23 protein-coding genes are annotated in these 24,678 nt (G+C 63.0%); all 23 read left to right on the top strand.

Annotated features, from left to right (window positions below):
* Positions 1 to 170 precede the first annotated feature (170 nt).
* The 23 genes from AC1DWF_RS02200 to AC1DWF_RS02090 all read left to right on the top strand — a co-directional run bounded on the left by AC1DWF_RS02200 (position 171) and on the right by AC1DWF_RS02090 (position 24,677).
* Entirely contained in the window at positions 171 to 1,049 is an 879-nt protein-coding gene (locus AC1DWF_RS02200) for a branched-chain amino acid ABC transporter permease (protein ID WP_476804379.1), read from the top strand.
* Complete coding sequence (locus AC1DWF_RS02195) at positions 1,046 to 2,092, top strand: branched-chain amino acid ABC transporter permease (protein ID WP_476841418.1); 1,047 nt, start codon at positions 1,046 to 1,048, stop codon at positions 2,090 to 2,092. The genes AC1DWF_RS02200 and AC1DWF_RS02195 overlap by 4 nt, the downstream gene beginning before the upstream one ends.
* 60 nt (positions 2,093 to 2,152) lie before the next feature.
* Positions 2,153 to 2,938 (top strand): glutathione S-transferase family protein, encoded by a 786-nt coding sequence (locus tag AC1DWF_RS02190; protein WP_476789705.1) that lies wholly within the window; start codon positions 2,153 to 2,155, stop codon positions 2,936 to 2,938.
* Between the two features lie 24 nt (positions 2,939 to 2,962).
* Positions 2,963 to 3,889, top strand: a complete 927-nt coding sequence (locus AC1DWF_RS02185) for a dioxygenase family protein (protein ID WP_476804377.1) — start codon at positions 2,963 to 2,965, stop codon at positions 3,887 to 3,889.
* Between the two features lie 3 nt (positions 3,890 to 3,892).
* On the top strand, positions 3,893 to 4,654 hold the full coding sequence (locus AC1DWF_RS02180; RefSeq protein ID WP_476785744.1) for an SDR family NAD(P)-dependent oxidoreductase: 762 nt from the start codon (positions 3,893 to 3,895) through the stop codon (positions 4,652 to 4,654).
* Positions 4,654 to 5,532, top strand: a complete 879-nt coding sequence (locus tag AC1DWF_RS02175; RefSeq protein ID WP_476785745.1) for a beta-keto acid cleavage family enzyme — start codon at positions 4,654 to 4,656, stop codon at positions 5,530 to 5,532. The genes AC1DWF_RS02180 and AC1DWF_RS02175 overlap by 1 nt, the downstream gene beginning before the upstream one ends.
* A gap of 33 nt (positions 5,533 to 5,565) precedes the next feature.
* Positions 5,566 to 6,570 carry a quinone oxidoreductase family protein gene (locus AC1DWF_RS02170; protein ID WP_476785746.1) on the top strand — a complete coding sequence of 335 codons (1,005 nt, stop codon included), beginning with the start codon at positions 5,566 to 5,568 and terminating at the stop codon, positions 6,568 to 6,570.
* A gap of 9 nt (positions 6,571 to 6,579) precedes the next feature.
* On the top strand, positions 6,580 to 6,912 hold the full coding sequence (locus AC1DWF_RS02165) for a cupin domain-containing protein (RefSeq protein ID WP_476785747.1): 333 nt from the start codon (positions 6,580 to 6,582) through the stop codon (positions 6,910 to 6,912).
* A gap of 19 nt (positions 6,913 to 6,931) precedes the next feature.
* A complete protein-coding gene (locus tag AC1DWF_RS02160; RefSeq protein WP_476785748.1) occupies positions 6,932 to 7,507 on the top strand; it encodes a gamma carbonic anhydrase family protein in 576 nt (191 codons plus the stop codon).
* Positions 7,508 to 7,519: 12 nt separating this feature from the next.
* Positions 7,520 to 8,572 (top strand): alpha/beta hydrolase family protein, encoded by a 1,053-nt coding sequence (locus tag AC1DWF_RS02155; protein WP_476789627.1) that lies wholly within the window; start codon positions 7,520 to 7,522, stop codon positions 8,570 to 8,572.
* A gap of 204 nt (positions 8,573 to 8,776) precedes the next feature.
* On the top strand, positions 8,777 to 10,021 hold the full coding sequence (locus AC1DWF_RS02150; protein WP_476841417.1) for an acyl-CoA dehydrogenase family protein: 1,245 nt from the start codon (positions 8,777 to 8,779) through the stop codon (positions 10,019 to 10,021).
* Between the two features lie 61 nt (positions 10,022 to 10,082).
* Positions 10,083 to 11,126 (top strand): AraC family transcriptional regulator, encoded by a 1,044-nt coding sequence (locus tag AC1DWF_RS02145; protein ID WP_476785143.1) that lies wholly within the window; start codon positions 10,083 to 10,085, stop codon positions 11,124 to 11,126.
* A complete protein-coding gene (locus AC1DWF_RS02140; protein ID WP_476789391.1) occupies positions 11,123 to 11,602 on the top strand; it encodes a (2Fe-2S)-binding protein in 480 nt (159 codons plus the stop codon). The genes AC1DWF_RS02145 and AC1DWF_RS02140 overlap by 4 nt, the downstream gene beginning before the upstream one ends.
* On the top strand, positions 11,599 to 13,695 hold the full coding sequence (locus AC1DWF_RS02135) for a xanthine dehydrogenase family protein molybdopterin-binding subunit (RefSeq protein ID WP_476785145.1): 2,097 nt from the start codon (positions 11,599 to 11,601) through the stop codon (positions 13,693 to 13,695). Before AC1DWF_RS02140 ends, AC1DWF_RS02135 begins: the two co-directional genes overlap by 4 nt.
* Before the next feature lie 118 nt (positions 13,696 to 13,813).
* Positions 13,814 to 14,863, top strand: a complete 1,050-nt coding sequence (locus AC1DWF_RS02130; protein ID WP_476841416.1) for a LacI family DNA-binding transcriptional regulator — start codon at positions 13,814 to 13,816, stop codon at positions 14,861 to 14,863.
* A 6-nt stretch (positions 14,864 to 14,869) separates the two neighbouring features.
* Positions 14,870 to 15,847, top strand: coding sequence for an ABC transporter permease (locus AC1DWF_RS02125; protein ID WP_476789393.1), 978 nt, complete (start codon positions 14,870 to 14,872; stop codon positions 15,845 to 15,847).
* On the top strand, positions 15,847 to 16,743 hold the full coding sequence (locus AC1DWF_RS02120; protein ID WP_476786650.1) for a carbohydrate ABC transporter permease: 897 nt from the start codon (positions 15,847 to 15,849) through the stop codon (positions 16,741 to 16,743). Before AC1DWF_RS02125 ends, AC1DWF_RS02120 begins: the two co-directional genes overlap by 1 nt.
* A 47-nt stretch (positions 16,744 to 16,790) precedes the next feature.
* Positions 16,791 to 18,215, top strand: a complete 1,425-nt coding sequence (locus AC1DWF_RS02115) for an extracellular solute-binding protein (protein ID WP_476804375.1) — start codon at positions 16,791 to 16,793, stop codon at positions 18,213 to 18,215.
* Entirely contained in the window at positions 18,202 to 19,386 is a 1,185-nt protein-coding gene (locus AC1DWF_RS02110) for an ADP-ribosylglycohydrolase family protein (RefSeq protein ID WP_476841415.1), read from the top strand. The genes AC1DWF_RS02115 and AC1DWF_RS02110 overlap by 14 nt, the downstream gene beginning before the upstream one ends.
* Positions 19,387 to 19,403: 17 nt before the next feature.
* Entirely contained in the window at positions 19,404 to 21,512 is a 2,109-nt protein-coding gene (locus AC1DWF_RS02105; RefSeq protein ID WP_476841414.1) for an ADP-ribosylglycohydrolase family protein, read from the top strand.
* Between the two features lie 71 nt (positions 21,513 to 21,583).
* Positions 21,584 to 22,639 (top strand): ABC transporter ATP-binding protein, encoded by a 1,056-nt coding sequence (locus tag AC1DWF_RS02100; RefSeq protein WP_476841413.1) that lies wholly within the window; start codon positions 21,584 to 21,586, stop codon positions 22,637 to 22,639.
* A complete protein-coding gene (locus AC1DWF_RS02095) occupies positions 22,636 to 23,853 on the top strand; it encodes a CaiB/BaiF CoA transferase family protein (RefSeq protein ID WP_476786009.1) in 1,218 nt (405 codons plus the stop codon). Before AC1DWF_RS02100 ends, AC1DWF_RS02095 begins: the two co-directional genes overlap by 4 nt.
* Positions 23,850 to 24,677, top strand: coding sequence for an HpcH/HpaI aldolase/citrate lyase family protein (locus AC1DWF_RS02090; protein WP_476789397.1), 828 nt, complete (start codon positions 23,850 to 23,852; stop codon positions 24,675 to 24,677). Before AC1DWF_RS02095 ends, AC1DWF_RS02090 begins: the two co-directional genes overlap by 4 nt.
* The last annotated feature ends 1 nt before the right edge of the window (position 24,678 follow it).

Here is a 24,678-nt window from a genome sequence, read left to right as displayed (position 1 = left end):
GTGTTGTTGGTCGAACAGAACGCCATGATGGGGCTGAAAAATGCCGATTGGGGTGTCGTGCTCGATCTCGGACGCACGCTGTTTGAAGGCCCGGCGACCAAGGTTCTGGCCGATCCGCGCATCCAGGAACTCTACCTCGGCGGCAAGAAGGCCGCCTGACGGGGAATATGATGTCAGAGATAATTCAGATTTTGATCCTCGGCCTGGCGCTTGGCGGCGTCATCGCCCTGATGGGCTCCGGCCTGTCGCTGGTCTTCGGCGTGATGCGCATCGTCAATCTCGCGCATCCCTCGCTGATCATCGGCGGCGCCTACATCACCTATTGGGGCTTCAAGACGCTCGGCGTCGACCCGCTGGTAATGCTGCCGGTCGCAGCCCTCATCATGGCGGCAATCGGCGTCCTGCTCTACCGGTTGATGTTCCAGCGTGAAGCCAAGAGCGCCAAATATTCGGAAATGACGGTTCTGCTCACCTTCGCGCTGGCGATGATGGTGGAAGGCTTCCTCGGCGCGATGTTCACCAACACGCAGCGCGTCACCTCTCCCGACTACGCCACCGAAGCGTTCTTCATCGGCGACGTCTTCGTGCCCAAGGGCCAGCTTTATGCGGGCATCGTCTCGCTGGCCATCATCGCGGTGCTGTCGCTGTTTTTGAAATACTCGCGGCTCGGCTACGCCATCCGCGCCACCACCCAGAACCGCGAGGCGGCCGAACTGCTCGGCGTCAACGTCCAGTTCATCAGCATCCTCGCCTTTGCCATCGGTCTCGGCCTTGCGGGTGCCGCCGGCTCGCTGGTCAGTTTCGTGTTCAGCTTCTTCCCGGCCAAGCACTGGGAATGGATCGCCATGCTGATGTCGGTCGTGGTGCTGGGCGGCATGGGCAGCATCCTCGGCACCGTGCTCGCCGCGCTGATGCTGTCGGTGGTCGCTGCCTTCGTCGGCACCTGGATTGGCGCGACCTGGTCGACGCTGACCTTCTTCCTCGCATTGTTCGTCATTCTGCTGGTGCGGCCCCAAGGGCTGTTCGGCGAAAAACCGGAGTTGGCATGATGGCCGTTTCCCTTCAGGAATCGAGCGCCAGCGCAGTCGTCGAGGCGCGCCGGGTCCACAACGAAAAACTGTCGCGCAAGGCCGATCAGGTCCGGGCGACCTGGTTTCCGATGGCGCTCCTGGCAGCGCTCGCTGCGCTGCCGCTGCTGCAGTTCACCGGCAACTACAACTACGTCCTGCGTCTCGTCTTGTTCACGGCATCGTACGTTGCCATGGCTTCGGGTTGGAACATTCTCGGCGGCTTCGCCGGTTATGTCTCGCTCGGCCATGCCGTGTTCTTCGGCATTGGCGGCTACTTCTCGGGCATGATCCTGGCGCGCTACGGCATATCCACGATCATCACGGCACCGCTTGCCGGCCTGGTCGCCGCCGTATTCGGCTATCTGGTCGGCATGGTCACGCTCAAGGTGCGCGGCCCGAGCTTCATCATCTCGTCGATCGCCCTTTTGATGATCGCCCGAATTCTGTTCGACAACTGGCATTTCATCGGCGGCGCCAACGGGCTGACCTTGCCGCCCAACGACCTGTCGGTGCAGTGGTCCAAGGTGCCGTATTATTATGCCATGCTGGCGATCGCCGCCTTCTCGGTCTGGGCGAGCTACAAGATCAAGCACTCGAAGTTCGGGCTCGGCCTGCGCGCCATCTCCAAGGACGAGATCAAGGCGGAAAGCGCCGGCATCGATACCCGTTTCTACAAGGTCGTCGCCTTCGCGCTCTCGGCATTTTTCGTCGGCATGGCGGGTGCCGTGTGGGGCGAATATTTGACCTACCTCCGCCCCAATATCTTCCTGCTCATCCTGGTCTCCGCCAATCTGGTTTTGATGTGCATTCTCGGCGGCAAGGGCACCATCGCCGGACCGGTGGTTGKCGCCATCCTGATCGTTGCGCTCAACGAGATATTCGTCGCCACCATGGGCGCTTCGGAGGTCAACATTCTCGGCACCGGCCTCGTCATGGCGCTCGGGTTGATGTTCTTCCCGCTCGGGTTGATCGGCACGCTCGCCAAAAGCGGCAAGCTCCCTCGGTTCCTCAACTGGGACTAGCTACTAGCCGCTTGAGCCCCGTGAACCCAAACCTCGTGCAGACAGCGAGAGGAAAATGACATGCCGGAGTTTGTTCTTCACAACGCGCCGCAGTCGACCTGCAGCCAGCGCGTTCGTTATGTCCTTCACGCCAAGGGCAAGGATTTCGAGGAACACAAGCTCGACCTGTTCAAGGGCGACCAGCTCAGGCCGGAATATCTGGCGATCAACCCGAACGGCGTGGTGCCGACGCTGCTGCACCACGGTGCTGCGGTCACCGATTCCGCCGTCATCGTCGAGTACATCGAGGACATTTTCGGCGACGTGACGCCGCTTCGGCCGCGCGATCCGCTTGATGTGGCGCGGATGCGGGCGATGATGCGCTTCATCGACGAGGTGCCGACGCCGGCGGTCCGCGTGCCGTCCTACAACCTTGCCTTCCTGCCGCACTACCAGTCGATGAGCGAGCAGGAGTTCCAGGCGCTGTGTGACAGCAAGCCGTTGCGGCGCGAGTTCCTGATGAAGATGGGCCGCACCGGTTTCCCTAGGGCGGACATGGACGAAGCGCTTGGCCGCCTGCAGCGCGGCATCGACCGCATGACGACATGGCTGAGCGCTAACGGCAGACCCTGGCTGATGGGCAAGGAGATGACGCTGGCCGACATCTCGATCATGCCCGTCATCGTCAGGATGGACGACATCAATCTCGCGGGCATGTGGAGTTCCGCGCCCGAGATCGGCCGCTGGCTCGACAGGATCAGGGCAACCGACGCCTTCGCCAGGACCTACTACCACGGCTCGCTGCTGACCGAAAAATACCCACATCTGCGCACGGCCGCGAACCAAGCCGAACCTGCCGAAGCCTGACTTCGGAAGCATTGGAGAACGACGATGAACCATATCAGCATCGAGCCGAAGCTCATCACCAGGGAAGCCGACGTAACGCCGACCGTGCTTGCGGCGATGGCGGACACCGACAATCCCCGGCTCAAAGAGATCATGACCGCGCTGGTGACGCATCTGCACCAGTTCGTGCTGGAGACGCGCCCGACGGAAGAGGAGTATGAGTACGCGCTGCGCTGGATCGTCGAGATCGGCCAACTCACCAACGAGTTCCACAACGAGGTCGTTCTTGCCGCCGACGTGCTCGGTGCTTCGACGCTGATCGACCTGATCAACAACAACGGCATGCAGGGGGAAACGATGTCGGCGCTGCTCGGGCCGTTCTATCGCGGCCATGCGCCGCTGTGCCAGTCCGGCGATTGCATCGCGCGCTCGGACACGCCTGGAGCTTCGCTGTTCTTCAAGGGCAAGGTCTTCGGCGCGGACGGCGCCCCGATCGCAGGCGCGACGCTCGATGTGTGGCAGGCTTCGCCCGTCGGCCTCTACGAGAACCAGGACGAAGGCCAGGAGGATTTCAATCTTCGCGGCAAGTTCACCAGCGGTGCCGACGGCCGGTTCCATTTCCAGTCGGTGAAGCCTGCGGGTTATCCCGTGCCGACCGACGGCCCGGTGGGCGTGCTGCTGCGCGCCCAGAACCGTGAGCCGATGCGCCCGGCCCATATCCATTTCATCGTCACGGCTCCCGGTCACAAGACACTGATCACCCAGATATTCTCCGACAGCCCGGAGGCGCTGGCCTCCGATGTCGTCTTCGGCGCCAAGCAGCAGATCGTCGGCGATTTTGTCATGCACACCGAGCCGCATCCCGATTTTGCCGGCGCGACGCTGCCTTTCTACACCTGCGAATACGATTTCAAGCTGGTGGCGGGAACGCCGACTTTCCTCATTCCGCCGATCTCGGGAAAGAAGAGCTGAGCGATGACTGCCCAGACCTCATCCAATTCGCTTGAAGGCAAGGTGGCCGTCGTCGTCGGCGGCTCCGGCGGCATCGGCCGCGAGACCTGCCGTCTGTTTGCCGAAGCCGGCGCAACCGTCATTGTCGGCTACCGCTCGGGCAAGGAAAAGGCCGAGGAGATCGTCGCGAGCTTGATTGGGCAGGGTCATGCCGCCCTGCCGGTTTCGATCGAGGACACCGCAACGATCGAAGCCTTCCGCGATGCCGTGCTCGCCAGGTTCGGGCGGGCCGACATCCTGGTCAATACCGCTGGTATCACCCAGCCGGTGGCGCATGGCGATCTCGATGCGCTGACCGACGAGGTGATCGACCGCATCTTCATCAACAACTGGCGCGGCGTCTTCGCCACCATCCGCGCTTTTACGCCGGCGCTTAAAGTCAGCGGCGACGGGTTGATCGTCAACGTCTCGTCGATCGCCGCCTTCACCGGCATCGGCTCTAACGTCGCCTATTGTGGCGCCAAGGCCGGCCTCGACATCATGGCCAATTCGCTCGGCCGCGCACTGGCGCCCGAAATCCGCGTCATGACGGTTTCGCCAGGGGCGGTCGACACGCAGTTCGTGCCGGGCCGTGGCAAGGAGTTCGCTGACAAGGTCGCCGCAACGACGCCGCTCAAGCGCATCACATCGCCGACCGACGTTGCCGAGGCGATCCTTTCCTGCGCGACCCATCTCAAATTCTCGACCGGCAGCCGCATTGTCGTCGACGGGGGGAGGCACCTCTGATGCAGCCGAAAGTCATCATCACCTGTGCCGTCACCGGCAATTTGACGACGCGCGAAAACCATCCCGGCCTGCCGGTGACGCCGGAGGAAATCGCCAATTCCTGCCTYGAAGCGGCCGATGCCGGTGCTGCCATCGCCCATATCCATGTCCGCGATCCCGAGACGGCAAAACCGTCGATGGAGCTGAAATATTACCGCGAGGTGGTGGAAAGGATCCGGGCGAAGAACAACGCGCTGATCCTCAACATCACCACCGGTCCCGGCGGGCGCTACCATCCAAGCGACGAGAATCCGGCCGTCGCCGGCCCGCGCACCACGCTGATACGGCCGGAAAAGCGCGTCGAGCATATCGTCGCGCTGAAACCCGATATCGCCACGCTCGACCTCAACACCATGACTTTTGGCAATGAGGTGGTGATCAACACGCCGGGCAACGTCAGGATCATGGCCGACATCATCAATGAAGCCGGCTCCAAGCCGGAACTCGAGGTCTTCGACAGCGGCCATATCGTTCTGGCGCAGGACCTGCTGAAGGCCGGCGTTTTGAAGTCGCCGGCGATGTTCACCATCGTCACCGGCGTCAAATATGGCTTTCCTGCCACGACCGACATGATGGCCGCCGCCGCGCGCATGCTGCCTGCTGACGCCGTGTGGACCGGGTTCGGCGTCGGCCGCATGTCGTTTCCGATGGCCGTGCAGGCCTATCTGCTCGGCGGCCATGTCCGCGTCGGGCTGGAGGACAATTCCTACATCGCCAGGGGCGTGCTCGCCAAAGGCAATGGCGAGTTGGTCGAGCGCGTCCGCGACCTCATCGAAAAACTCGGCGGGCAGATTGCCGGCCCTCAGGAAGCCAGGGAAATGCTGGGGCTTGCCGCCTGACCGGCGCGGCTTGGGCAAAGGAGATCAAACCAGATGAATATTCAAGCAAGCGCCAAGACCGGCAACGCCCTCAGGGTTTCGCAAAAGTCGCCCGATCTCGACAACCTCCTGATCGAGGTCGCCGAAGTCGCCGTGCCGCGTCCCGGACCGGGCCAGGTTCTGGTCGAAATCGTCGCCGCAGGCGTCAACCCGAGTGACGTGAAAGCATCGCTCGGCCACATGCCGCATGCCATCTGGCCGCGCACGCCGGGCCGCGATTTCGGTGGCATCGTGCGTGAAGGCCCATCGCAGATGATCGGCATGGAAGTCTGGGGCGGCGGCGGCGAGCTCGGCATCAGCCAGGATGGCAGCCACGCCAAATGGATGGTGCTCGACCAGAAAGCTGTGCGGGCCAAGCCGAAGAATTTTTCCATGGAGGAGGCGGGTTCGATCGGCGTGCCGTTCATCACCGCCTATGAAGGTTTCCGCGAGGCCGGCGGCGTCCAGCCGACCGACGTCGTCCTGGTCTGTGGCGGCAACGGCAAGGTTGGCCAGGCGGCGATCCAACTGGCGACGATGGCCGGCGCAAAAGTGTTCGCCGTCGAATACAACGATCAGCCGCTCATGGGCCACACCAACGCTCCCGTGGAGATGTTGAACAGCGGTGCGCAGGATGTTGCCGCGATCGTCCGCGAGATGACCGATGGCCACGGCGCCGACATCGTCTTCAACACGGTCGGCAGTCCCTATTTCGAGATCGCCAACAAGGCGATGGCCAAGCAGGCGCGGCAGATCTTCATCTCGACCTTCGACCGCGCCGTGCCTTTCGACATTTTCAACTTCTTCCGCGGCCGCCACAAATATATCGGCGTCGACACGCTGGCGCATTCGTCTGTCGACGGCGCGCGCATCTTCGACAGGCTGAAGCTGAAGTTTGAGGAAGGGCTGTTGAAACCGTTCCCGATCAATCCCGACACCTGCTACGGCCTGGCCGATGCCGCCAAGGCCTATGCCTCGGTGCTGCGCGGCACGTCCGACCGCGTGCTTTTGAAGCCGTGAGCGCCTGAAATGCAGGTCACCCGCTACAGCGAAGCCAAGTCCTACGAGGCACCCGAACACTACGACATGCGCTGCCTGCGTCTGCAGGGCAAGGAGGCGACGGCAACCGATACGATCTGGATCGGCCTGTCGCATCTTCTGCCGGGCGGCCGCACCTCGCTCAAGGATGCTCCGGTGGAAAAAATCTACATTGTCGTTGCCGGCGAAGTGACGGTCGAAACCGTGGATGGATCGGTGACACTCGGCGTGCTCGACAGTTGCCGACTTGCGCCCGGTGAAGCCCGCGCCCTGGTCAATCGCACCAATGCGCCGGCGTCTATTCTCCTGGCGATGCCTACCTGAACGAATGGCGGAAAATAGCGTGACCAAACCATCGGCATATCGGTTGGGCGACCGAGAGCCCATCTTCCCGGAAGACGGCAATTTCTATGTCGCTCCCGGCGCCATGGTCATCGGCGATGTGCGCATCGGCAGCGGCGTCAGCATCTGGTTCAACGCCGTGCTGCGCGGCGACAATGAGCCGATCACGCTCGGTGCCGGTTCAAATGTCCAGGACGGCTGCGTCATCCACACCGATCCCGGTTTCCCTGTCGACATCGGCGAGGACGTCACCATCGGCCACAACGCGACAATCCACGGCTGCAGCATCGGCAAGGGCAGTTTGATCGGCATGGGTGCGACGGTCCTCAACGGTGCCGTCATTGGCGAGAGGTGCCTTGTCGGCGCCAATTCGCTGGTGCGGGAAGGCATGATCGTGCCGGACGGCTCGCTGGTCATCGGCATTCCCGCAAAGATCGTCAGGTCGCTCGACGAGCAAACGGCGGAAAATCTGTCGCGCGGCGCGGCAAGGTACCGCGACAAGGCCAAAACGTATTCGGCCGAACTGAAGGCGATCGACCGAAAGCTGGATCAACCCGGAAATGGCGGCGGAACATGAAAGACTGCGGGAATGGCTGAAACGGAAAACAGGTTGCTGAGCGTGGTCGAACACTGGCTGCCCCGCATCGAGGTCGCCGGCATCCCCTCAGCCACGGCGAAAGCCGTCATCGAGAGCGCCGGTATCTGGGAAAACTGGCTGACCGCTTGGAGCGCCGAGGGCGACCGCCATGCCGAAATGGGCGCGGACGCGCTGGCGCGTGGCCACACTGTCACCGCAGGCGAAGCTTTTGCCCGCGCCAGCCTGTTTTATCATTTCGGGCAGTTCATGGCCTTCGACGATCTCGACGCCAAGGAGCTTGTCGCGGCGCGCAAGGTCGCGTTGTTCCGTAGGGCAGCACCCTTGCTGGACCCGCCCGCCGAACTGGTCGAGGTGCCGTTCGAGGGCGGCGTCCTGCGAGCCTATCTCAGGCTGCCGCAGGGACCTGGGCCGTATCCCTTGGCGCTGATTGTCCCCGGCTCGGATTCCACCAAGGAAGAATTCCCGGCCTTCGAACGGCACTTCCTGAGCCGTGGCATCGCAACGCTGTCGCTCGATGGGCCGGGCCAGGGCGAAGGGCGGTCGTTTGGCCATCTGCGGGCCGACATCGCGCCCGCAATTGCCGCGGCGCTTGCGGCGGTCGAGGCAAAGCCGGGCCTGTCGGGTGCGGTCGGCTTGGTTGGCATGGCCTTCGGCGGCATGCTGGCGCTGCGCGCCGCCGCCTCGTTGGAACACCTTGCGGGCGTGGTCTCGATCAACGGCTTTCATGACCTCGGCGCACTTTGGCCGTCGCTGCCGAAAGTCTATCAGGACAACATGACGTTTGCCCTCGGCGGCGAGGATGTGGTGGAGCGCGCCCGCAACTTCACGCTGGCCGATATCGACGGCCCCAAGGCTCCCGCACTCATCCTGCATGGCGGGCGCGACAAGATTTTTCCGCCATCCGAAGCGCAAAAATGCGCCGACTTTTGCAGCAATGGCGCGGAACTCCATGTCTTTCCGATTGGAAACCACGTCTGCAACAACATCCCTTGGCTCTATCGTCCCATGGTGGCCGATTGGCTGGCTGAGCGGTTCAGGGGCTGATTGCACACGCCGCAGCTGGCCGGTGGGCGCTTGCACGATTGGTCGATAGAGCCGCTATTGGGCACGAAACATCCACTTTGAATTGGACGATAATCCACCAGAAGGAGACGCCGCGACCTGATCCGAAACCGCCGCCGCTGATACCAATCCGGACATCGTGGGGGGCTAGAATTTGCCGACCGGTCGAAGTTGAAGGGAGCGAAAATGATTCACGCCGATGATGGGTCCTTGTCTCAGGAACAGCGCCTCATGCGCGACAGTTGCCGGTCGTTTGTCGACGACGTGGTGACGCCGTTCATTCGGTCGAACTGGCAGGCTGAATGGGACATGAACCCCGGCGAGCGGCTGCCGCGTTCGATCCTTGAAGGCGCTGAGGCAATCGGCGTGCGTACGCTCGGCGTGCCGGAAGAATATGGCGGCGTCGACCTCGAGCGCGACAGCGAGGTTCGCACCTTCGCCTTGATCTCCGAGGGCATCGCGCGCGGTGATTCCGGCCTCGCCGACAAGCTGGTGCAGAACTGGAAGGTGTCCATCCTGCTGCGCGAATTCGCGCCGAAGCACCTCCAGGAAAAGTGGTTTCCCCGCCTGCTCGCCGATCCACAATTCCTGCTCGCCCATTGCCTGACCGAACCGCGCGGCGCCTCCGATCGCTGGCTGCCCTACAACGTTCCCGAGGCCKCCATGCACACCAAGGCGGTGCTGAAGGACGGCCACTGGGTCATCAACGGCCGCAAACAGTTCATCTCCAACGGCTTCGACGCCAGCCTCTATGTCGTCTACGCCAACACCGATTCATCAGTCGGCATGCTGCAGGGCACGTCGAGCTTCCTGGTGCCGCGTGACACGCCCGGCCTGACGGTCACCAAGTGCAACGAGACGATGGGCTGCCGTTTCATGAACAATGGCGAGCTGGTCTTCGAGGATTGCCGCGTGCCGGCCGACCACCTGCTCGTTCAGAATTCGGCGCTGGGCAGTGCCGGCCAGTATTTTCGCGCCGGCAAGATCATCCAGGCGGCAAAGAACCTCGGTGTCGGCGTGGCCTGTTTCGAACGCACCGCAGACTATGTCCAGAACTACGTCCAAGGCGGGCGTATCCTGATCAAGCATCAGGCGGTGGCGCTCAGGCTGGCCGACATGGCGACCCGCATCGAAGCCGTACGCTCGCTGATCGAGCGCGCCTCGAAGGCGGTCGACGAGGCGCATCCGGATGCCGACGTGCTGTGCAACATGGCCAAGGTCTATGCCTCGGAAGAGATCATGAAGGTCGCAACCCATGCGCTGGAACTGCATGGCGGCAACGGCGCGATGCTTGAGTTCGGCATCGAAAAACTGTTCCGCGACGCCGCGATCTTCCTGCACATGGACGCCACCGTCGACGTCAGCCGCATGAAGATCATCAAGAACATGTTCCCCGCCACCGCCGGCAAATATGCCGGCCCGGAAAGCTGAGGTGACGGGCATGCCTCGGGGCGGTGCCGGCCGCCCCGACCAAAGCCGGAGAGGAGACGGCATGGCCAAGGCTGCGAATGAAATGCCCCGGCGTTTCAGGCCCGAGCGTGGCGCGGAAGAGCGCGAGGCGCCGTTTCGCTCCTATGCGCTGGATCGCGCGGGCGCTCCGCGTTTCCACGTCCGGCGTGTCGAGAACACCCAGAAGCTCTACCCCGCCCACAAGCACGACTATTTCCAGGTCCTCTACTTCATGTCCGATGCCCCGGTCATCCGGGTCGGCCTGACCTCGCACAAGCCGAAGGCCGGCTCGATCTATTTCATCGCGCCGATGGTCCCGCATCAGATCAGGTTCGATTACGCGACGCGTTGCGTCGTCATCTATTTCGACCTCGATTTTCTGCGTCCCGACATCAACCGCTCGTATCCGCTGGCAGAGCTGGTCCGCATGGCGCCGGAGCTGACGCCGTTTGCCTGGCAGAATCATGTCGATTTCCACCTCGGCGGCACGCGTGCCGCGCGGGTGGAACTCGCAATTTCCGCAATGATAAAACAGCACGAAGCCGAGCGTATCTGCGCTGCCGAAATCGTCCGCGCCGAGCTGTCGCTCATGCTCGCCATGTTGTGCCAGGATCATGAGGCGGAATTCGCCGAACTGTCGACCAGGCTGCCGGTGATGGGGCGCGACAGCGGACACATGCGCCGCATCGCCGACTTCATCGGCGAAAACTACACGCGTGGCCCGAGCCTCAGCGAAGCTGCTGACGCCGCGCGCCTCTCCAAGAGCCGGCTTTGCGCCCTGATCCGCCAGTATACTGGCACCAGCTTCAATGCGCTGATCCGCGAGATGCGCATCGAGGACGCCCGCGAACGCCTGGTGCTGACCGCCGATACGATCGCCCAGATCGCCTATTCGGTCGGCTATAACGACGAGAAATATTTCCTCCGCGCCTTCAAGAACGCGGTCGGCATGACGCCCAGCGCCTACCGGTCGAAGCGGGCTAGGGAAAGCATGGCATCAAAACCCGATGCAGGCCCCCAACACATTCGCACAGCGAAGCGTTCGTCGCCGCCTTCCCTAGAGAAAATCGTGGGGCAAAAGCCATGAGCGCTGTCGTCTCGTTTCAGCTCAACGGGCTGGACGTCAGCCTGGAGAATGTGGGCGACGAGCCTCTGCTCTTCGCGCTGAGAAACCGGCTCGATCTCAAGGCGACACATTTCGGCTGCGGCCTGGAGCAGTGCGGCGCATGCGTCGTCAGCATTGACGGGCAGGCACGCTATTCCTGCACACTGCCTGTGTCGGCGCTGGCTGGCGCCACGGTGACGACCGCCGAAGCTCTTGCCAACGATCCTGTCGGGGCGGCATTGCTTGACGCGTTCGAGCGCGAGCAAGCCGGACAGTGCGGCTACTGCATTTCCGGCATCCTGATGAGTGCATATACGCTGCTCAAGGCGGAGCGGCACCCGAGCCGTGAGGCGATTGTTGCGGCACTTGACCGGCATCTGTGCCGCTGTGGCGCGCATGGCGGCATTCTGCGCGCCGTCGAGAGTGCTGCAACTCGCCTTGATGAGGCTGTGCCATGATCGGCAATGCGCTGCCCAAGAGCATCCAGGACAATCCTGAACTGCGACGCTGGCTATCCCTTGATCGGCCTGGCCTTGTCACGGTCTGCTCGGGCAAGGTCGAACTTGGCCAGGGCATCCTGACAGCATTGGCGCAGATCGCCGCCGACGAATTGGCGATCAGTCCGGAGCGGATTGTCCTCTTGGCGGCCGATACCGATCGTTCGCCAGACGAGGGCCTTACCGCCGGCAGCCAGTCGGTCGAAGTGTCCGGCACATCGATCCGCCTGGCTTCGGCACAGCTGCGCGCTGTCTTGATCCAGGCGGCGGCGGCACGACTGGGAACCGATGTCGCCGCGCTGTCTTGCCTGGATGGGGCGATCTTGCTCGACGAGGCTCCGACCGGCCTGGATTTCTGGTCGCTCGCATCCGAAGTCGACTGGAAGCAGCACGTCACCGGTGATGTTCCGGTAAAGCCGGTCAATGACTTTTCCGTAGTCGGCGCAAGCCAACCGCGTTTCGACATGGCAAAAAAACGCAACGGCGGCGGGTTCATCCAGGACCTGTCGTTGCCAGCCATGCTGCATGTGCGGGTCGTGAGACAACCCTTCCGGCTTGCTCGCTTGGCCCAGTTCGACGAGGCATGGCTGCAACGCCGTTATCCCAACGTGACCGTTCTGCGGAAGCAAGATTTCCTCGCCCTTGTCGGAACCGACGAGCTTGCCGTGCATCGAGCACATGCTGTGGCTGAAAACTTCGCACGCTGGGAGGAAGTGCCCGGCCTTTGGCAGCCTGCTGCGGCATCCCAAGAGAAACGCACGGTCCTCGGTTCCGCTGTTCCAGGTGCCCGGTCCACGAATATTTCGGCGCGCTATTCGCGAGCGCATGTCGCGCATGCGTCGATCGGGCCGTCCTGCGCGCTGGCGCACTATGAGGCTGGCCGGCTGACCGTATGGAGCCATTCGCAGGGCATATTCCCGCTTCGCGGCCAGATCGCCAAATGCCTGGGGCTCGACCTGTCGCGAGTCAGGGTCGTTCATGCCCATGGTTCCGGCTGCTATGGCCACAATGGCGCCGACGATGCGGCGCTCGACGCGGCGATCGTTGCCATGGAGCTGACTGGCCGGCCGGTACGGGCGTTGTGGTCGCGGGAAGACGAACTTGCCCGCGGCCCCTTGGGGGCTGCCATGTCGGCGACCGTGGAAGCCGAGCTCGATTCCACGGGCCAGATGGCGACGTGGAAACTGTCGGTGGTGAGCGAGCCGCATGCCCAGCGTCCGGGTTTCGGCGGCCATGTGAACCTGACGTCGGCCGAAGCGCTGGACAGCACGCGCCTGCCGAGCAGGGTCGAGGACCTGCCAGATGCTGCGGGTGGCGGTGCGGCACGTAATTCTGTGGCAGTCTACGATTTTCCAAGTCAGGAAGTCGCCGTCCAACTCGACACGCGAAGCCGCATCAGGACCTCGTCGCTGCGTTCGCTTGGTGCTCACCTCAATGTCTTCGCCATCGAATCCGCGATGGACGAACTGGCCGACCTGGCCGGCGTCGACCCACTGGAGTTCAGGCTTCGCCATCTGAGCGATGACCGCTGCCGCGCCGTCCTTTCGGGCGTGGCGGAGATGTGCGGTTGGCCCGGCAGCCATGCCGCGGGCGAAGGGCGCGCGCTCGGCATTGCTGCCGCACGCTACAAAAACAAGGGCGCCTGGCTGGCTGCCGTCGCCGAGGTCGCAGTGGATGAAGAGGTTCGGCTGGAGCGGCTTTGGCTCTGCGTAGATGCCGGATTGCTCATCAATCCGGAAGGGGCCCGAAGCCAGATCGAGGGTGGCGCCATCCAGGCCGCGAGCTGGACCTTGAAGGAAGAGGTCAAGGTCGAAAACGACCGCGTGCCGGCTTTCGACTGGAGCAGCTATCCCATCTTGAAGTTTTCGGAAATCCCCGAGATCGAGACGCGCTTCATCATCGACCCGACACGCCCGCCGCTGGGTGCTGGCGAGGCCGCGCAAGGGCCAGTCGCAGCAGCGATCGGAAACGCTGCCTCCCGTGCGCTCGGCATGCGCATGCGTGACCTGCCGCTGACGCGGGAGCGATTGGTCGAAGCACTGATGGGCGGCTGACTGTCGGCGTCGCGACCCGACGCCAGTTCTTGCCGGCCCACACTTGGCTTTCAAAAAGGCGCGCTTGCCGATCCGCTAGGCTCATGGTAACGTTCCCACAAAATCGCTGAGGAGGAGCGTGCAGGTGCAGCGGAGGCGTCCGACGATCATTGACGTCGCGGAGAGGGCGGGGGTGTCGAAGAGCACCGCCGGCCGTGCGCTTTCCGGTGCCTCGAATGTGACTGATGAGGCGCGCGAACGCGTACTTGAGGCTGCGAAGGCGGTCGGCTACGAGCGCAATGATCTTGCTGTCGGCATGCGTTCAGGACGTACCGGACTGCTCGGTCTCGTCATCCCAGACATTACCAACCCGTTCTGGGCCGAGGTTGCGCGTGGCGCCCAGGATCGCGCTGCCGAAAACGGCGCGTCGCTCTTAGTCTTTTCCTCTGACTGGGATCACGGCCGCGAGGCCAGCCATTTGCGCGCCTTGCGTCAGGCCCGCGTCGATGGGGCGATCATCAATCCGGTCGCCGACAATTTCGACGATCTCGACCGTTTCGGCCTGCCTTTCGTCCTGATCGGTTCGAGCGCCGAGCGCTTCCCCGCGATCTCGAGCGTCGGCTCGGATATCGCTCAGGCCGTGCGGCTGGGCATGGATCACCTGGTTTCTAAGGGGCACCACGCTCCGGCGCTGATCCTTGGCCCCAAGTCGCGTATCGCCCGGGCGCGTTTCCTGCGCACCTTCCACGAGCATTGCGTCGAGCGTGACATCGACCCGGCGGCGCTGCCGATGGAAGACGGGGAATACACGGTCGAAGGCGGGCGCATAGCCATGAAGCGGCTGCTTGCGCGTGAGCGGGTTGACCATTTCGCGGTGTTTGCAGCCAACGACCTGATGGCGCTGGGGGCCATGGTGGCGATACGGGAAGCCGGATTGCGCTGCCCCGAAGATGTTTCGATCCTTGGCTTCGACGGCGTGCCGGCGGGTGCATTCTCGTGGCCTGGGCTGACGACCGTCGCCAAGCCGGGCCGCGAGATGGGCGTGCGCGCTCTCGATAGCCTGCTCGAYGAAATTGCCGGCCGTTCGGAGCACGGCCGGGTGTTCCTGMCGTGCCGGCTGATCGAGCGGGGGTCGCTAGCCGACCTGTCGGCGAACCAGCCCAGGCGCGCGGTCGGGGACGGGAGGTAACTGACGATGACCGACCATGATCAGGCGTTGCATGTTCCCAAAATTGGGAACGTTCCCAATTCTGCCCTGCGCAGCCGGCCGAAGCGCGCCGCTGCATTCGTCAATGGCTGGCGCCGCTGGTGGCCGTTCTATGTCATGATGGCGCCGGGCCTGATGTTTTTCCTGGTGCTGCATTACCTGCCGATCTGGGAAGCCAAGATCGCCTTCGAGCAGGTGCGGATCGTTCCGCCCAACATCTGGGTCGGGCTCAAGCATTTCTACGTGTTGTTTGCCTCGCCGGTGTTCTGGCAGGTGCTTGCCAACACGCTGATCATCTCGGCGATGAAGATGGCCTTCTTCCTGCCGGTGCCGATCCTGGTGGCGCTTTTGATCAACGAGGTGCGCGGCGGACGCTTGCGCAAGTTCATCCAGTCGGCGATCTATCTGCCGCACTTCCTGTCTTGGGTGGTCATTGCAGGCGTTTTTATCGCTGCACTGTCGCCCACCGATGGCGCGGTCAACAATCTGATGGGCATGGCCGGCATCGCGCCGCGCTCGTTCATGACCGACACCGGCGCCATTCGCTGGGTGCTGGTGTTCACCGAGATCTGGCGCTCCGCCGGCTGGGACAGCCTGCTTTACCTCGCCGCCATCATCGCCATCGACCAGCAGCTCTACGACGCCGCTGAAATCGACGGCGCCAATCGCTGGCAAAAGATCTGGCACGTGACGCTGCCCGGCATCGTGCCGACGATCGCCACGCTGTTCATCCTGAACGCCGGCATGTTCCTCAACGCCGATCTCAACCAGGTCATCAACTTCACCAACGACGTTGTGCGTTCCAGGATCGATATCGTCGATACCTATGTCTACCGCATAGGCCTGCAGACCGGCGAATACTCGCTGGCGACCGCCGCCGGCCTGTTCAAGGCGGTGCTCGGCACGATGATGATCGTCACCGCCCATTTCGTGTCCAAGCGCCTGACCGGCAAGGGAGTGTGGTAATGGCCCTGTCGCGCAAGTCTCCGCTCGAACGCATCGAATACGCCATCATCGTGTCGACGCTTTTGCTGCTCGTCGTCGTCACGGTGCAGCCGCTCCTCAATCTTCTGGCGGTGTCGCTGTCTGAGCCCGCCAAGGTGCCGGGCATGAATGGCCTGACCATCCTGCCCAGAGGCTTCTCACTCGATGTGTGGAGCGTTTTGCTGCAACACCCCAATGTGCAGCGCGGCATCTTCAATTCGATCTTCATCACCTTTGTCAGCACGCTGATCGGCGTCGTCGGCACCGCACTCATGGCCTGGGGCCTGTCGCGGCCCGGCCTTCCCGGACGCAAGGCGCTGTTCATCCTGGTGCTCGTCACCATCGTTTTCGAACCCGGCATCATTCCGGAGTATTTCGTCAACAAGCGGCTCGGGCTGCTCGACAGCTACTGGTCGGTGATCCTCTACAAGGCGGTCAATGCCTGGTACCTGGTCATCCTCATCCGCTTCTTCGAGGAAATCCCCAAGGAGCTTCTCGAGGCCTCCGAGCTCGACGGCGCCAATCCCTTCCAGGTGTTCTGGTATGTGGTGCTGCCCCTGGCCAAGCCGGCGTTGGCGACGATCTCGCTGTTTTACCTCGTCTTCCACTGGAACGAGTTCTTCCACGCGATGATCTATCTCAACGACCAGAGCAAATGGCCGTTGCAGGTGGTGCTGCGCCAGTTCGTCATCGATGGCGACAAGATTGCGATCGTCGGCGTCGACAACGCCAACAACAACACTGGTGCGGGCCAGCTTGATCTGAGGTCGCTCAAGGCCGGCATGATCCTGCTGACCATCGTGCCGATCCTGGCGATCTACCCGCTGATCCTGAAATTCTTCACCAAAGGCACCATGAGCGGCGCGCTCAAGGGCTGATGGCGACGATGTGCCTGCCAAAAAAATGATCAAATGGAGGAGATGAAATGTTCACAAGAATGATCCTGATGACATCGACGGCCCTGGCGTTGAGCCTCGCCGTGGCTGTCCCCGCCATGGCCGAGCCGGTCAAGATCCGCGTCGTGTCCAAGGATTTCGTGTCGTCCAACCCGGACGACGTCAAGCACATCAAGCGCATCGAGGATGCGCTGCGTGCCCAAGGCACCGACCTCGCCATCGAGATGGTCGACCTGCCTTCGTCAGGCTATGCCGACAAGCTGTCGGTGATGCTGCTTTCGGGCGACATCCCGGACCTGATCTATTTCCAGGGCGGCGACGCCAAAATGGTCGAGCAGGGCGTTCTCGAAGACCTCACCCCTGCCATCGCCGAGTCCAAATATGTGAAGGACGCGCTGTGGCCGCACAATGTCGAGCGGCTGAAGAACTATCCCTATCTTCTCTATGTCTATCCCGTGCGTGGGCCGCAGCCGGTAATCCGCAAGGACTGGCTGGAAAAGACCGGCCTCAAGGCGCCTGAAACGGTCGAAGACTATGTGAAGTTGTTCAAGGCCATCAAGGATGGCGATCTCGACGGCAATGGCGTTGCCGACACCTATGGCGTGACCACCGCAGGCAACACCAACGAACTCGATTCGATCTTCAATCAGGCCTTCGGCGTCACCGGCTCGTGGATGAAGAATGCGGGCGGCGAATGGGTGAATGCGCGCATCACCAGCCAGGAGAAGGACAAGATCGCCTTCTACGCCTCGCTGCGCGAGCAGGGGCTCTACGATCCCGAATACATCACCACCAAGTTCGACGTGAAGGAAGACAAGTTCTACACCGGCAAGGCCGGCGTGATCTTCGGCTCGTCGGGCGAAGTCATAGACATCTATGGCGGCAAGATGCGCCAGGTGCACCCAAACACCGAGCTTGTGCTGCTGTCGCCGCCCAAGGGCCCGGCCGGACAGGGCCTGTCGGCTGTCGACGTGTCCAAGGAATCGCGCGGATTTGCGATCTCGGCGACCTCCGAGCATAAGGCCGAGGTGATGAAGCTGCTCGACTTCATGGCGAGCCCCGAGGGACAGATGATGGACCGCCTGGGCTTCGAGGGCCAGGAATACACCAAGGACGGCGACACCTATAAGGTCACCGACAAGATGGCGACCTGGTATGCCCGCTTCATGGTGTCGGCGAACTGGAAGCCGCCGGTCGTCTGGCAGTCCGAAGCCGCCCAGCAGTGGATGACGACGACCCAGAAGTACTTCAAGCCTGACAACGCCTTTGTCTGGCCGGCCGACTATGCCGCCGATCTCGACGCCACCGAAAACGTCTATCGCTCCTGGGTCTACAAGTTCATCTCCGGCGAAGCCAAGATGGATCAGTGGGACCAGTATGTCGCCGAATGGGAAGCCGCCGGCGGCAAGCGTCTCAACGAATATGCAAGGACCGTTCTTGATGCTGCCAAGTGATGCACAAGGGCTCTCGCTGAAAGGCAGAGTCCGCGCGCTCGTCCATGGCGTCGCCTTAGGCGACGCCATCGGAGCGCCGATCGAAAAGCTTTCCGCCGCTGAAATCGCCAGCCGTTACGGGCGAGTGACGTCACTCGAAACGCAGTGGCACAAGATGTCGCTCGACGCGACGKCACGAAACGGCCGGGTGCGCGGCAGCGGCATCGTCACCGACGACACGATGATGACGCTGTGCCTGATGGATATCTACGCCGAGACCGGCAGGCATCTCGACGCCTGGGACATGGCCGACGGCATGGTGCGCCAGATCGCCTGGATCCCGCGCTGGGTGCCCGAATTGCAGCGCGAAGCAATGTTGATCGAACGGTTGTTCTATCCCGAGAAGTGGATTTTCCAGCGTCACCAGCTGGCTTCCTGCGACCCGCGCCAGGGTGGCATCGGCAACATGGTGAACTGCGGTGCTGCGATGTATGTGGCGCCGATCGGCGTGGTCAACGCCTGCGATCCCAAGGCTGCCTATGACGAGGCGATCGCGTTTGCCTCGGGCCACCAGGAAAGCTACGGCCTGGAAGCCGCCGGCGTGTTCGCGGCGGCTGTGGCCGCGGCCTTCATTCCGGGCACCACAATCGAAGCCGTGATCGAGGAAGTGCTGACCCTTGCCAAGGACGGTACCAAGAATGCCATCGCCGACATTGTCGCCGTGACAAGGAAGCTGAAGGCGTCAAAGGCCGACTACGCGACGGTCGTTGCCGAATTCCACAAGGCCATGGCGCCTTATTCGCCGATGGGCGACGACGTCAATCACACGCCCGGCAAGGTCGGCCGGCTGACCAACGCCTACCAGCCGAGCCGTTTGGGCGCGATCGAGGAGCTGCCGCTGGCGCTGGGCTTTTGCCTGCTCAACGACGGTGATTTCCGCAAGTCGATCGAGGACGGCGTCAATTCGGGCCGCGACACCGACTCCATCGGCGTCATGGCCGGCGCGATCCTGGGCGCCATGCATGGCGAAAGCGTCATCTCCGATGACGATCGCAAATTGCTCGACAAGACCAACCGGCTCGACCTCAACGCCTCGGCCGACGCTTTCACCGAAACGGTGAAAGTCATCCTCGCCGCCGACCAGGCCGCCACAGACGCGCGCGCCACGCGCCGTGCCGCCCTTACGCTCTAGTCCATAACGAAAGACCGATGATGCCCAAGCTCACCAAAGAGACGATTTACGAAAAGATCTATGCCGGCTTCATCGGCAAGGCCATCGGCGTGCGGCTTGGCGCACCGGTGGAACCGACAATCTGGAGCTATGAGCGCATCCAGAAGACCTACGGCGAAGTCACCCAGTATCTGCGCGATTTCAAGAATTTTGCTGCCGACGACGACACCAACGGTCCGGTCTATTTCATCCGCGCGCTGCGCGATTACGGCCTGGGCGCCACCGCCGAACATGTCGGCAAGACCTGGGTCAATTATGCCGCCGAAGAGCACGGCATGTACTGGTGGGGCGGTTTCGGCGTTTCGACCGAACACACCGCCTATCGCAATCTGCGCGCTGGCATCCCCGCGCCGCAGTCGGGCTCCATCGCCCAGAATGGTGCCAGCGTCGCCGAGCAGATCGGCGGGCAAATCTTCATCGACAGCTGGGGCTGGGTGCATCCCGGCGAGCCGCAAAAGGCCGCCGACGCCTCGGCGCGCGCGGCATCCGTCGCCCATGACGGCGAGGGACTGAACGGCGCGCGCTTCTGCGCCGCGGCCATCGCCAAGGCCTTCGAGGCGACCTCGATCAATGAGATCATCGAGGCTGCACTTGCCACCATCGACGCACGCTCGACCTATGCCCGCGTCGCCACTGCGGTGATCGCCTTCCACAAGGCCAACCCCAACAACTGGCGCGCCTGCCGCGACATGCTGACCGCCGAGTGGGGCTATGACCGCTACCCCGGCGTCTGCCACATCATCCCCAATGCGGGCGTGACGGTCATGGCGATCCTCTACGGTGAAGGCGACCTGCCGCGCACCGCCGAGATTGCCACCATGGCCGGCTGGGACACCGACTGCAACGCCGGCAATGCCGGTGCCATTGTCGGCACCTTCCAGGGCGTGCAGCCCGGCTGGGACAAGTACCGCAAGCCGATCAACGACTTCGTCATCGCCTCGGGCGTCGTCGGTTCGCTTAACATCGCCGACATTCCGTCCTTCGCCCGCGAACTGACCGTGCTTGCACTGCAGCTGCGCGGTGAAGAAGTGCCGGCGCTTTGGCTGGAAGATTTCACCCGGCGCGGCGTGCGTTTCGACTTCGACCTGCCTGGCTCCACCCATGCTTTCCGTACCGCAGGCTTCAACCAGATCAGCGTCAAGGCGTCGACCGAACGGCATGTCGAAGGTTCGCGTGGCTCGCTCGAAATCCAGCTCGACCGGCTCGAGCGCGGACAGGGCGGGCGCATCTTCTGGAAGCCGTTCTACCGCCGCGAGGATTTCGACGACGAGCGTTATCGCCCGATGTTCACGCCACTCGTCGATGCCGGCCAGAAGGTGTCGTTCAAGCTCTGGCTCGACCCATGGAATGGCGATGGCAATCTGCGCGTCGTTCCTTACGTCCGCCGCGCCATGTCGGGCACCATCGAAGAGATCGGCGGCTGGCACGTGCCCAATCATGAAGGTTGGCTGGATTACGACTTCACCGTGCCTKAAGGACTGGAGGCCATCGACGAGATCGGCATCCAGGTCGAATATTTCGGCCGCTTGAAGTTCCTCGGCCGCCTGTTCCTCGCCGACTTCAAGGTCGACGGTGCCGGCCACTCCGTCATCGATCCGCGCACCGAGGTGCAGGAATGGGGTGCTGTTTCGCGCTTCACCTGGAACCGTGGCCACTGGACGCTGCAGAAGGGCCGCATCCATGCGCATACGCCTAGCGACGCCGACATGTGGGCGGGGCACTACTACGCCCGCAACGTCAAGGTTCTGGCCGACATCCAGCCGCTCGCCGGTGCATCGCAACTGGTGACAACGCGCGCGCAAGGCACCAGCCAGTTCTACGCCGCGGGCTTCGACGGCGACGACGTGGTGATCCTCAAGGAGGATTTCGGCACGACGGTTCTGGCGCGCGCGCCATTCAAGCGCGAGCTGGGCAAGAACTATGCTTTCGCGTTTTCGGCGACCGGTGACACGCTGTCCTTTGCCATCGACGGCAAGACGCTGATCGAGGCGAAAGACGGCAAATACACCTACGGCATGGCCGGCCTGCGCCTCGGCGCGCTCGGCCGCATGAGCGTGGGTACGGTCGAAATCATCGAGACCGCCTGAAGACTGTGGTTCCCGCTCCAGGCCTGTCGGCTGGGGCGGGGACCCGTGCGGGCGTATCGAAAGGGAGGAACATGTCTGAAATCGAACTCAGGAATGTCGGCAAGAGCTACGGCAGCGTGCCGGTGCTCGACGACATTTCGCTCGACATGGGCAAGGGCGAATTCGTCGTCCTGGTTGGCCCGTCCGGCTGCGGAAAGTCGACGCTGTTGCGGATGATCGCCGGCCTCGAGGACATCAGCTCCGGCGAGATCACCATCGGTGGCAAGATCGTCAACGACATGCCGGCCAAGGAACGCGACCTGGCCATGGTGTTCCAGAACTATGCGCTGTATCCGCATATGAAGGTCGCCGACAATATGAGCTTCGCGCTCAAGCTCGCTGGTGTCTCCAAGGCCGAGATCCAGAAGCGGGTCGCGGAGGCCGCCGAAATCCTCGGGTTGGAAAAGCTGCTCGACCGCCTGCCGCGCGAACTCTCCGGCGGCCAGCGTCAGCGCGTGGCGATGGGGCGGGCCATCGTGCGCGATCCCCGCGCCTTCCTCTTCGATGAGCCGCTGTCCAACCTCGACGCCAAGCTGCGCGTCAAGATGCGCGGCGAGATCAAGAAGCTGCATCAGCGCCTGGGCAAGACCACCATCTACGTCACCCACGACCAGAYCGAGGCCATGACCATGGCCGACAAGATCGTGGTGCTGAACGGCGGCAAGATCGAGCAGATGGGGCCGCCGCTGGAGCTCTACAGGAACCCGCGCAACCTCTTCGTCGCCGGCTTCATCGGCTCGCCCGAGATCAATCTGCTGCACGGTGAAATCGATAGCCAAAACCTGCGGCTTGCCGACGGCGCCACGCTTCCACTGCCTGCCGGCGCCAATCTCGCGCCGGGCCGCAAGATCGTCTACGGCATCCGGCCGCAGCATATCGGCCTTGCCGACAATGGTGTCGCCGCCGAGGTCGTGCTTGTCGAACCCACCGGCGACGCTCAGGAGGTGCTTCTGCGCATCGGCTCAAACGACATCTCCATGGTGCTGAGCGAGGCTGCACCTTTGCAGTCGGGTCAGCGCGTGACGCTCGGCTTCGATCCGGCCAAGGTGCTGTTGTTCGACAAGGAGACAGGCGAGCGTATCCGATGACAGGCTTTGCTCAAATGCACTGGGACCCGGCCGCCGAGGGGCCGCTTGAAGGCATCAAGGTGCTCGATCTGTCGCGGCTGGTCGCTGGCAACATGCTGTCGTTGCAGCTTGCCGATTTCGGTGCCGATGTCGTCAAGATCGAGCCACCTGTCGGCGATCCGTTGCGCGAGTGGAAGGAAGACGGCCTGTCGATCTTCTGGAAGACCTATGGCCGCAACAAGCGCTCGGTGGTGCTCAACCTGCGTGAGGCTGCCGACCGCGAGGCGCTGTGGGCGCTCATCGACGGCGCTGACGTGCTGATCGAAAACTACCGCCCCGGCACGCTGGAGCAGATGGGTTTTGGCCCCGTCCTGCTCCTTGAGCGCAATCCCGATCTCGTTGTCGTGCGCATTTCCGGCTTCGGCCAGACCGGGCCTTATGCCGAATTCCCCGGCTTCGGCACCATCGTCGAGGGCATGAGCGGTTATGCCTACCGCACCGGGTTTCCCGACCGCGAGCCGGTCCTGCCGCCTTTGGCGCTGGCCGACATGATCGCCGGCATCTACGGCATGTCGGCGACGATGACAGCGCTGTTTGCCCGCCAAAAGGGCAAGGCGCGCGGACAGGTTGTCGACCTGTCGCTGCTTGAGCCGATCTTCTCCGTACTCGGTCCCGAGGCGGGCATCCATGCGCTCACCGGCAAGGTCAAGGAGCGCGTCGGCAGCGCCTCGAACACCGCAAGTCCGCGCAACGTCTATCGCTGTGCCGACGGCAAATATGTAGCCCTTTCCGGCTCGACGCCGGCAGTTGCGCGCCGCATCTTCGAGATCATCGGCCGGGCTGACATGAATGCCGATCCGCGCTTTGCCACCAACAGCGAGCGCCTCAAGCATCGCGAACTTGTCGACGAGGCGATCGGCGCCTGGTTCGCCACCCGTTCGCATGACGAAGCGCTTGCCATCATGCGCGACAGCGGCGCCACCGTCGGGCCGATCTACAGCATCGCCGACGCTGCCACCGATCCGCATTTCACCGAGCGCGAGGTGATTGTTTCATTGGACGATGAGGACCATGGCGCGCTGCCGATGCACAACATCGTCCCACGCTTATCAGCGACGCCGGGCACCTTTCGCCGACCCGCACCAGGATTGGGCGAACACACCGCCGAGGTGCTGGCGGAGGCGGGCGTAGCACCGGAGGCTGTCGCGGCAATCGTCGCGGGAGCCGAAAAATGAAACTGCGCTCCCTGCTTTATGTGCCGGCCCATGCCGAGCGGTTCATCGCCAAGGCGCATGAGCGGGGCGCCGATGCGATCATCCTCGATCTCGAGGATTCGGTGCCGGCGAACAGCAAACTCGCAGCACGTGAAGGCCTCACCGCATCCATCCGGCATGTCGGGCAGGCGGGCGCGGCCGTTTTCGTGCGCATCAACTCTGAAACCGACCTGCAGTTCGAGGATGCGGCCGCCGCCTGCCGGGCAGGGGCTTTCGGCCTCATGGTGCCGAAGCTGGCGACATTGGAGCAGCTTGCCCGCCTTGCCGGCCATATCGCGCCTATCATGCGCGATCCGATGCCATTCATCGGCCTCGTCGAGGACCCCGGTGCCGTTCTCGACGCCCGTGCGCTCGCCGCGCATCCCAACGTGATGGGGCTGGCGCTTGGCGGCGAGGATTTCGCCACCGCCATGGGGGCTTCAGCGACACCCGACGTGCTGCGTCTCCCCAAGCAGATGGTGCATATGGCGGCCAAGGCCTCGGGCAAGCTGTCCTTTGGCCTGCTGCGTGGTATCGCCGACTATGCCGATGTCGACGCCATCGGAGCGGCTGCAGCCGAGGCGAAAGCCTTTGGCTTCGACGGCGCGACCTGCGTCCATCCTTCGGCCGTGCCTGTTTTGAATGCCGGTTTTTCGCCGAGCGAAGCCGAGCTCGACTGGGCAACGCGCCTGGTTGCCGAGGCCGGACAGGCAGAGCGCGAAAGCCATGGCGCCTTCGTCTTCGAGGGCAAGATGGTCGATGCACCGATCATTGCCCGCGCTCGCGCAATTCTAGCCAAGGCTTAAG

The organism is Aminobacter sp. P4_D5, assembly GCF_056401815.1.
Note: the sequence above shows the minus strand (reverse complement) of the source record. Positions and strands in the feature narration are given on the sequence as shown.

What these genes read in the sequence shown, in the direction of transcription:
- AC1DWF_RS02115 (WP_476804375.1), top strand. Translation starts at nt 16,791, where the DNA reads ATGTTCACAAGAATGATCCTGATGACATCGACGGCCCTGGCGTTGAGC.
- AC1DWF_RS02145 (WP_476785143.1), top strand. Translation starts at nt 10,083, where the DNA reads ATGGCCAAGGCTGCGAATGAAATGCCCCGGCGTTTCAGGCCCGAGCGT.
- AC1DWF_RS02180 (WP_476785744.1), top strand. Translation starts at nt 3,893, where the DNA reads ATGACTGCCCAGACCTCATCCAATTCGCTTGAAGGCAAGGTGGCCGTC.
- AC1DWF_RS02120 (WP_476786650.1), top strand. Translation starts at nt 15,847, where the DNA reads ATGGCCCTGTCGCGCAAGTCTCCGCTCGAACGCATCGAATACGCCATC.
- AC1DWF_RS02165 (WP_476785747.1), top strand. Translation starts at nt 6,580, where the DNA reads ATGCAGGTCACCCGCTACAGCGAAGCCAAGTCCTACGAGGCACCCGAA.
- AC1DWF_RS02190 (WP_476789705.1), top strand. Translation starts at nt 2,153, where the DNA reads ATGCCGGAGTTTGTTCTTCACAACGCGCCGCAGTCGACCTGCAGCCAG.
- AC1DWF_RS02185 (WP_476804377.1), top strand. Translation starts at nt 2,963, where the DNA reads ATGAACCATATCAGCATCGAGCCGAAGCTCATCACCAGGGAAGCCGAC.
- AC1DWF_RS02090 (WP_476789397.1), top strand. Translation starts at nt 23,850, where the DNA reads ATGAAACTGCGCTCCCTGCTTTATGTGCCGGCCCATGCCGAGCGGTTC.
- AC1DWF_RS02200 (WP_476804379.1), top strand. Translation starts at nt 171, where the DNA reads ATGTCAGAGATAATTCAGATTTTGATCCTCGGCCTGGCGCTTGGCGGC.
- AC1DWF_RS02095 (WP_476786009.1), top strand. Translation starts at nt 22,636, where the DNA reads ATGACAGGCTTTGCTCAAATGCACTGGGACCCGGCCGCCGAGGGGCCG.
- AC1DWF_RS02155 (WP_476789627.1), top strand. Translation starts at nt 7,520, where the DNA reads ATGGCTGAAACGGAAAACAGGTTGCTGAGCGTGGTCGAACACTGGCTG.
- AC1DWF_RS02125 (WP_476789393.1), top strand. Translation starts at nt 14,870, where the DNA reads ATGACCGACCATGATCAGGCGTTGCATGTTCCCAAAATTGGGAACGTT.
- AC1DWF_RS02140 (WP_476789391.1), top strand. Translation starts at nt 11,123, where the DNA reads ATGAGCGCTGTCGTCTCGTTTCAGCTCAACGGGCTGGACGTCAGCCTG.
- AC1DWF_RS02135 (WP_476785145.1), top strand. Translation starts at nt 11,599, where the DNA reads ATGATCGGCAATGCGCTGCCCAAGAGCATCCAGGACAATCCTGAACTG.
- AC1DWF_RS02170 (WP_476785746.1), top strand. Translation starts at nt 5,566, where the DNA reads ATGAATATTCAAGCAAGCGCCAAGACCGGCAACGCCCTCAGGGTTTCG.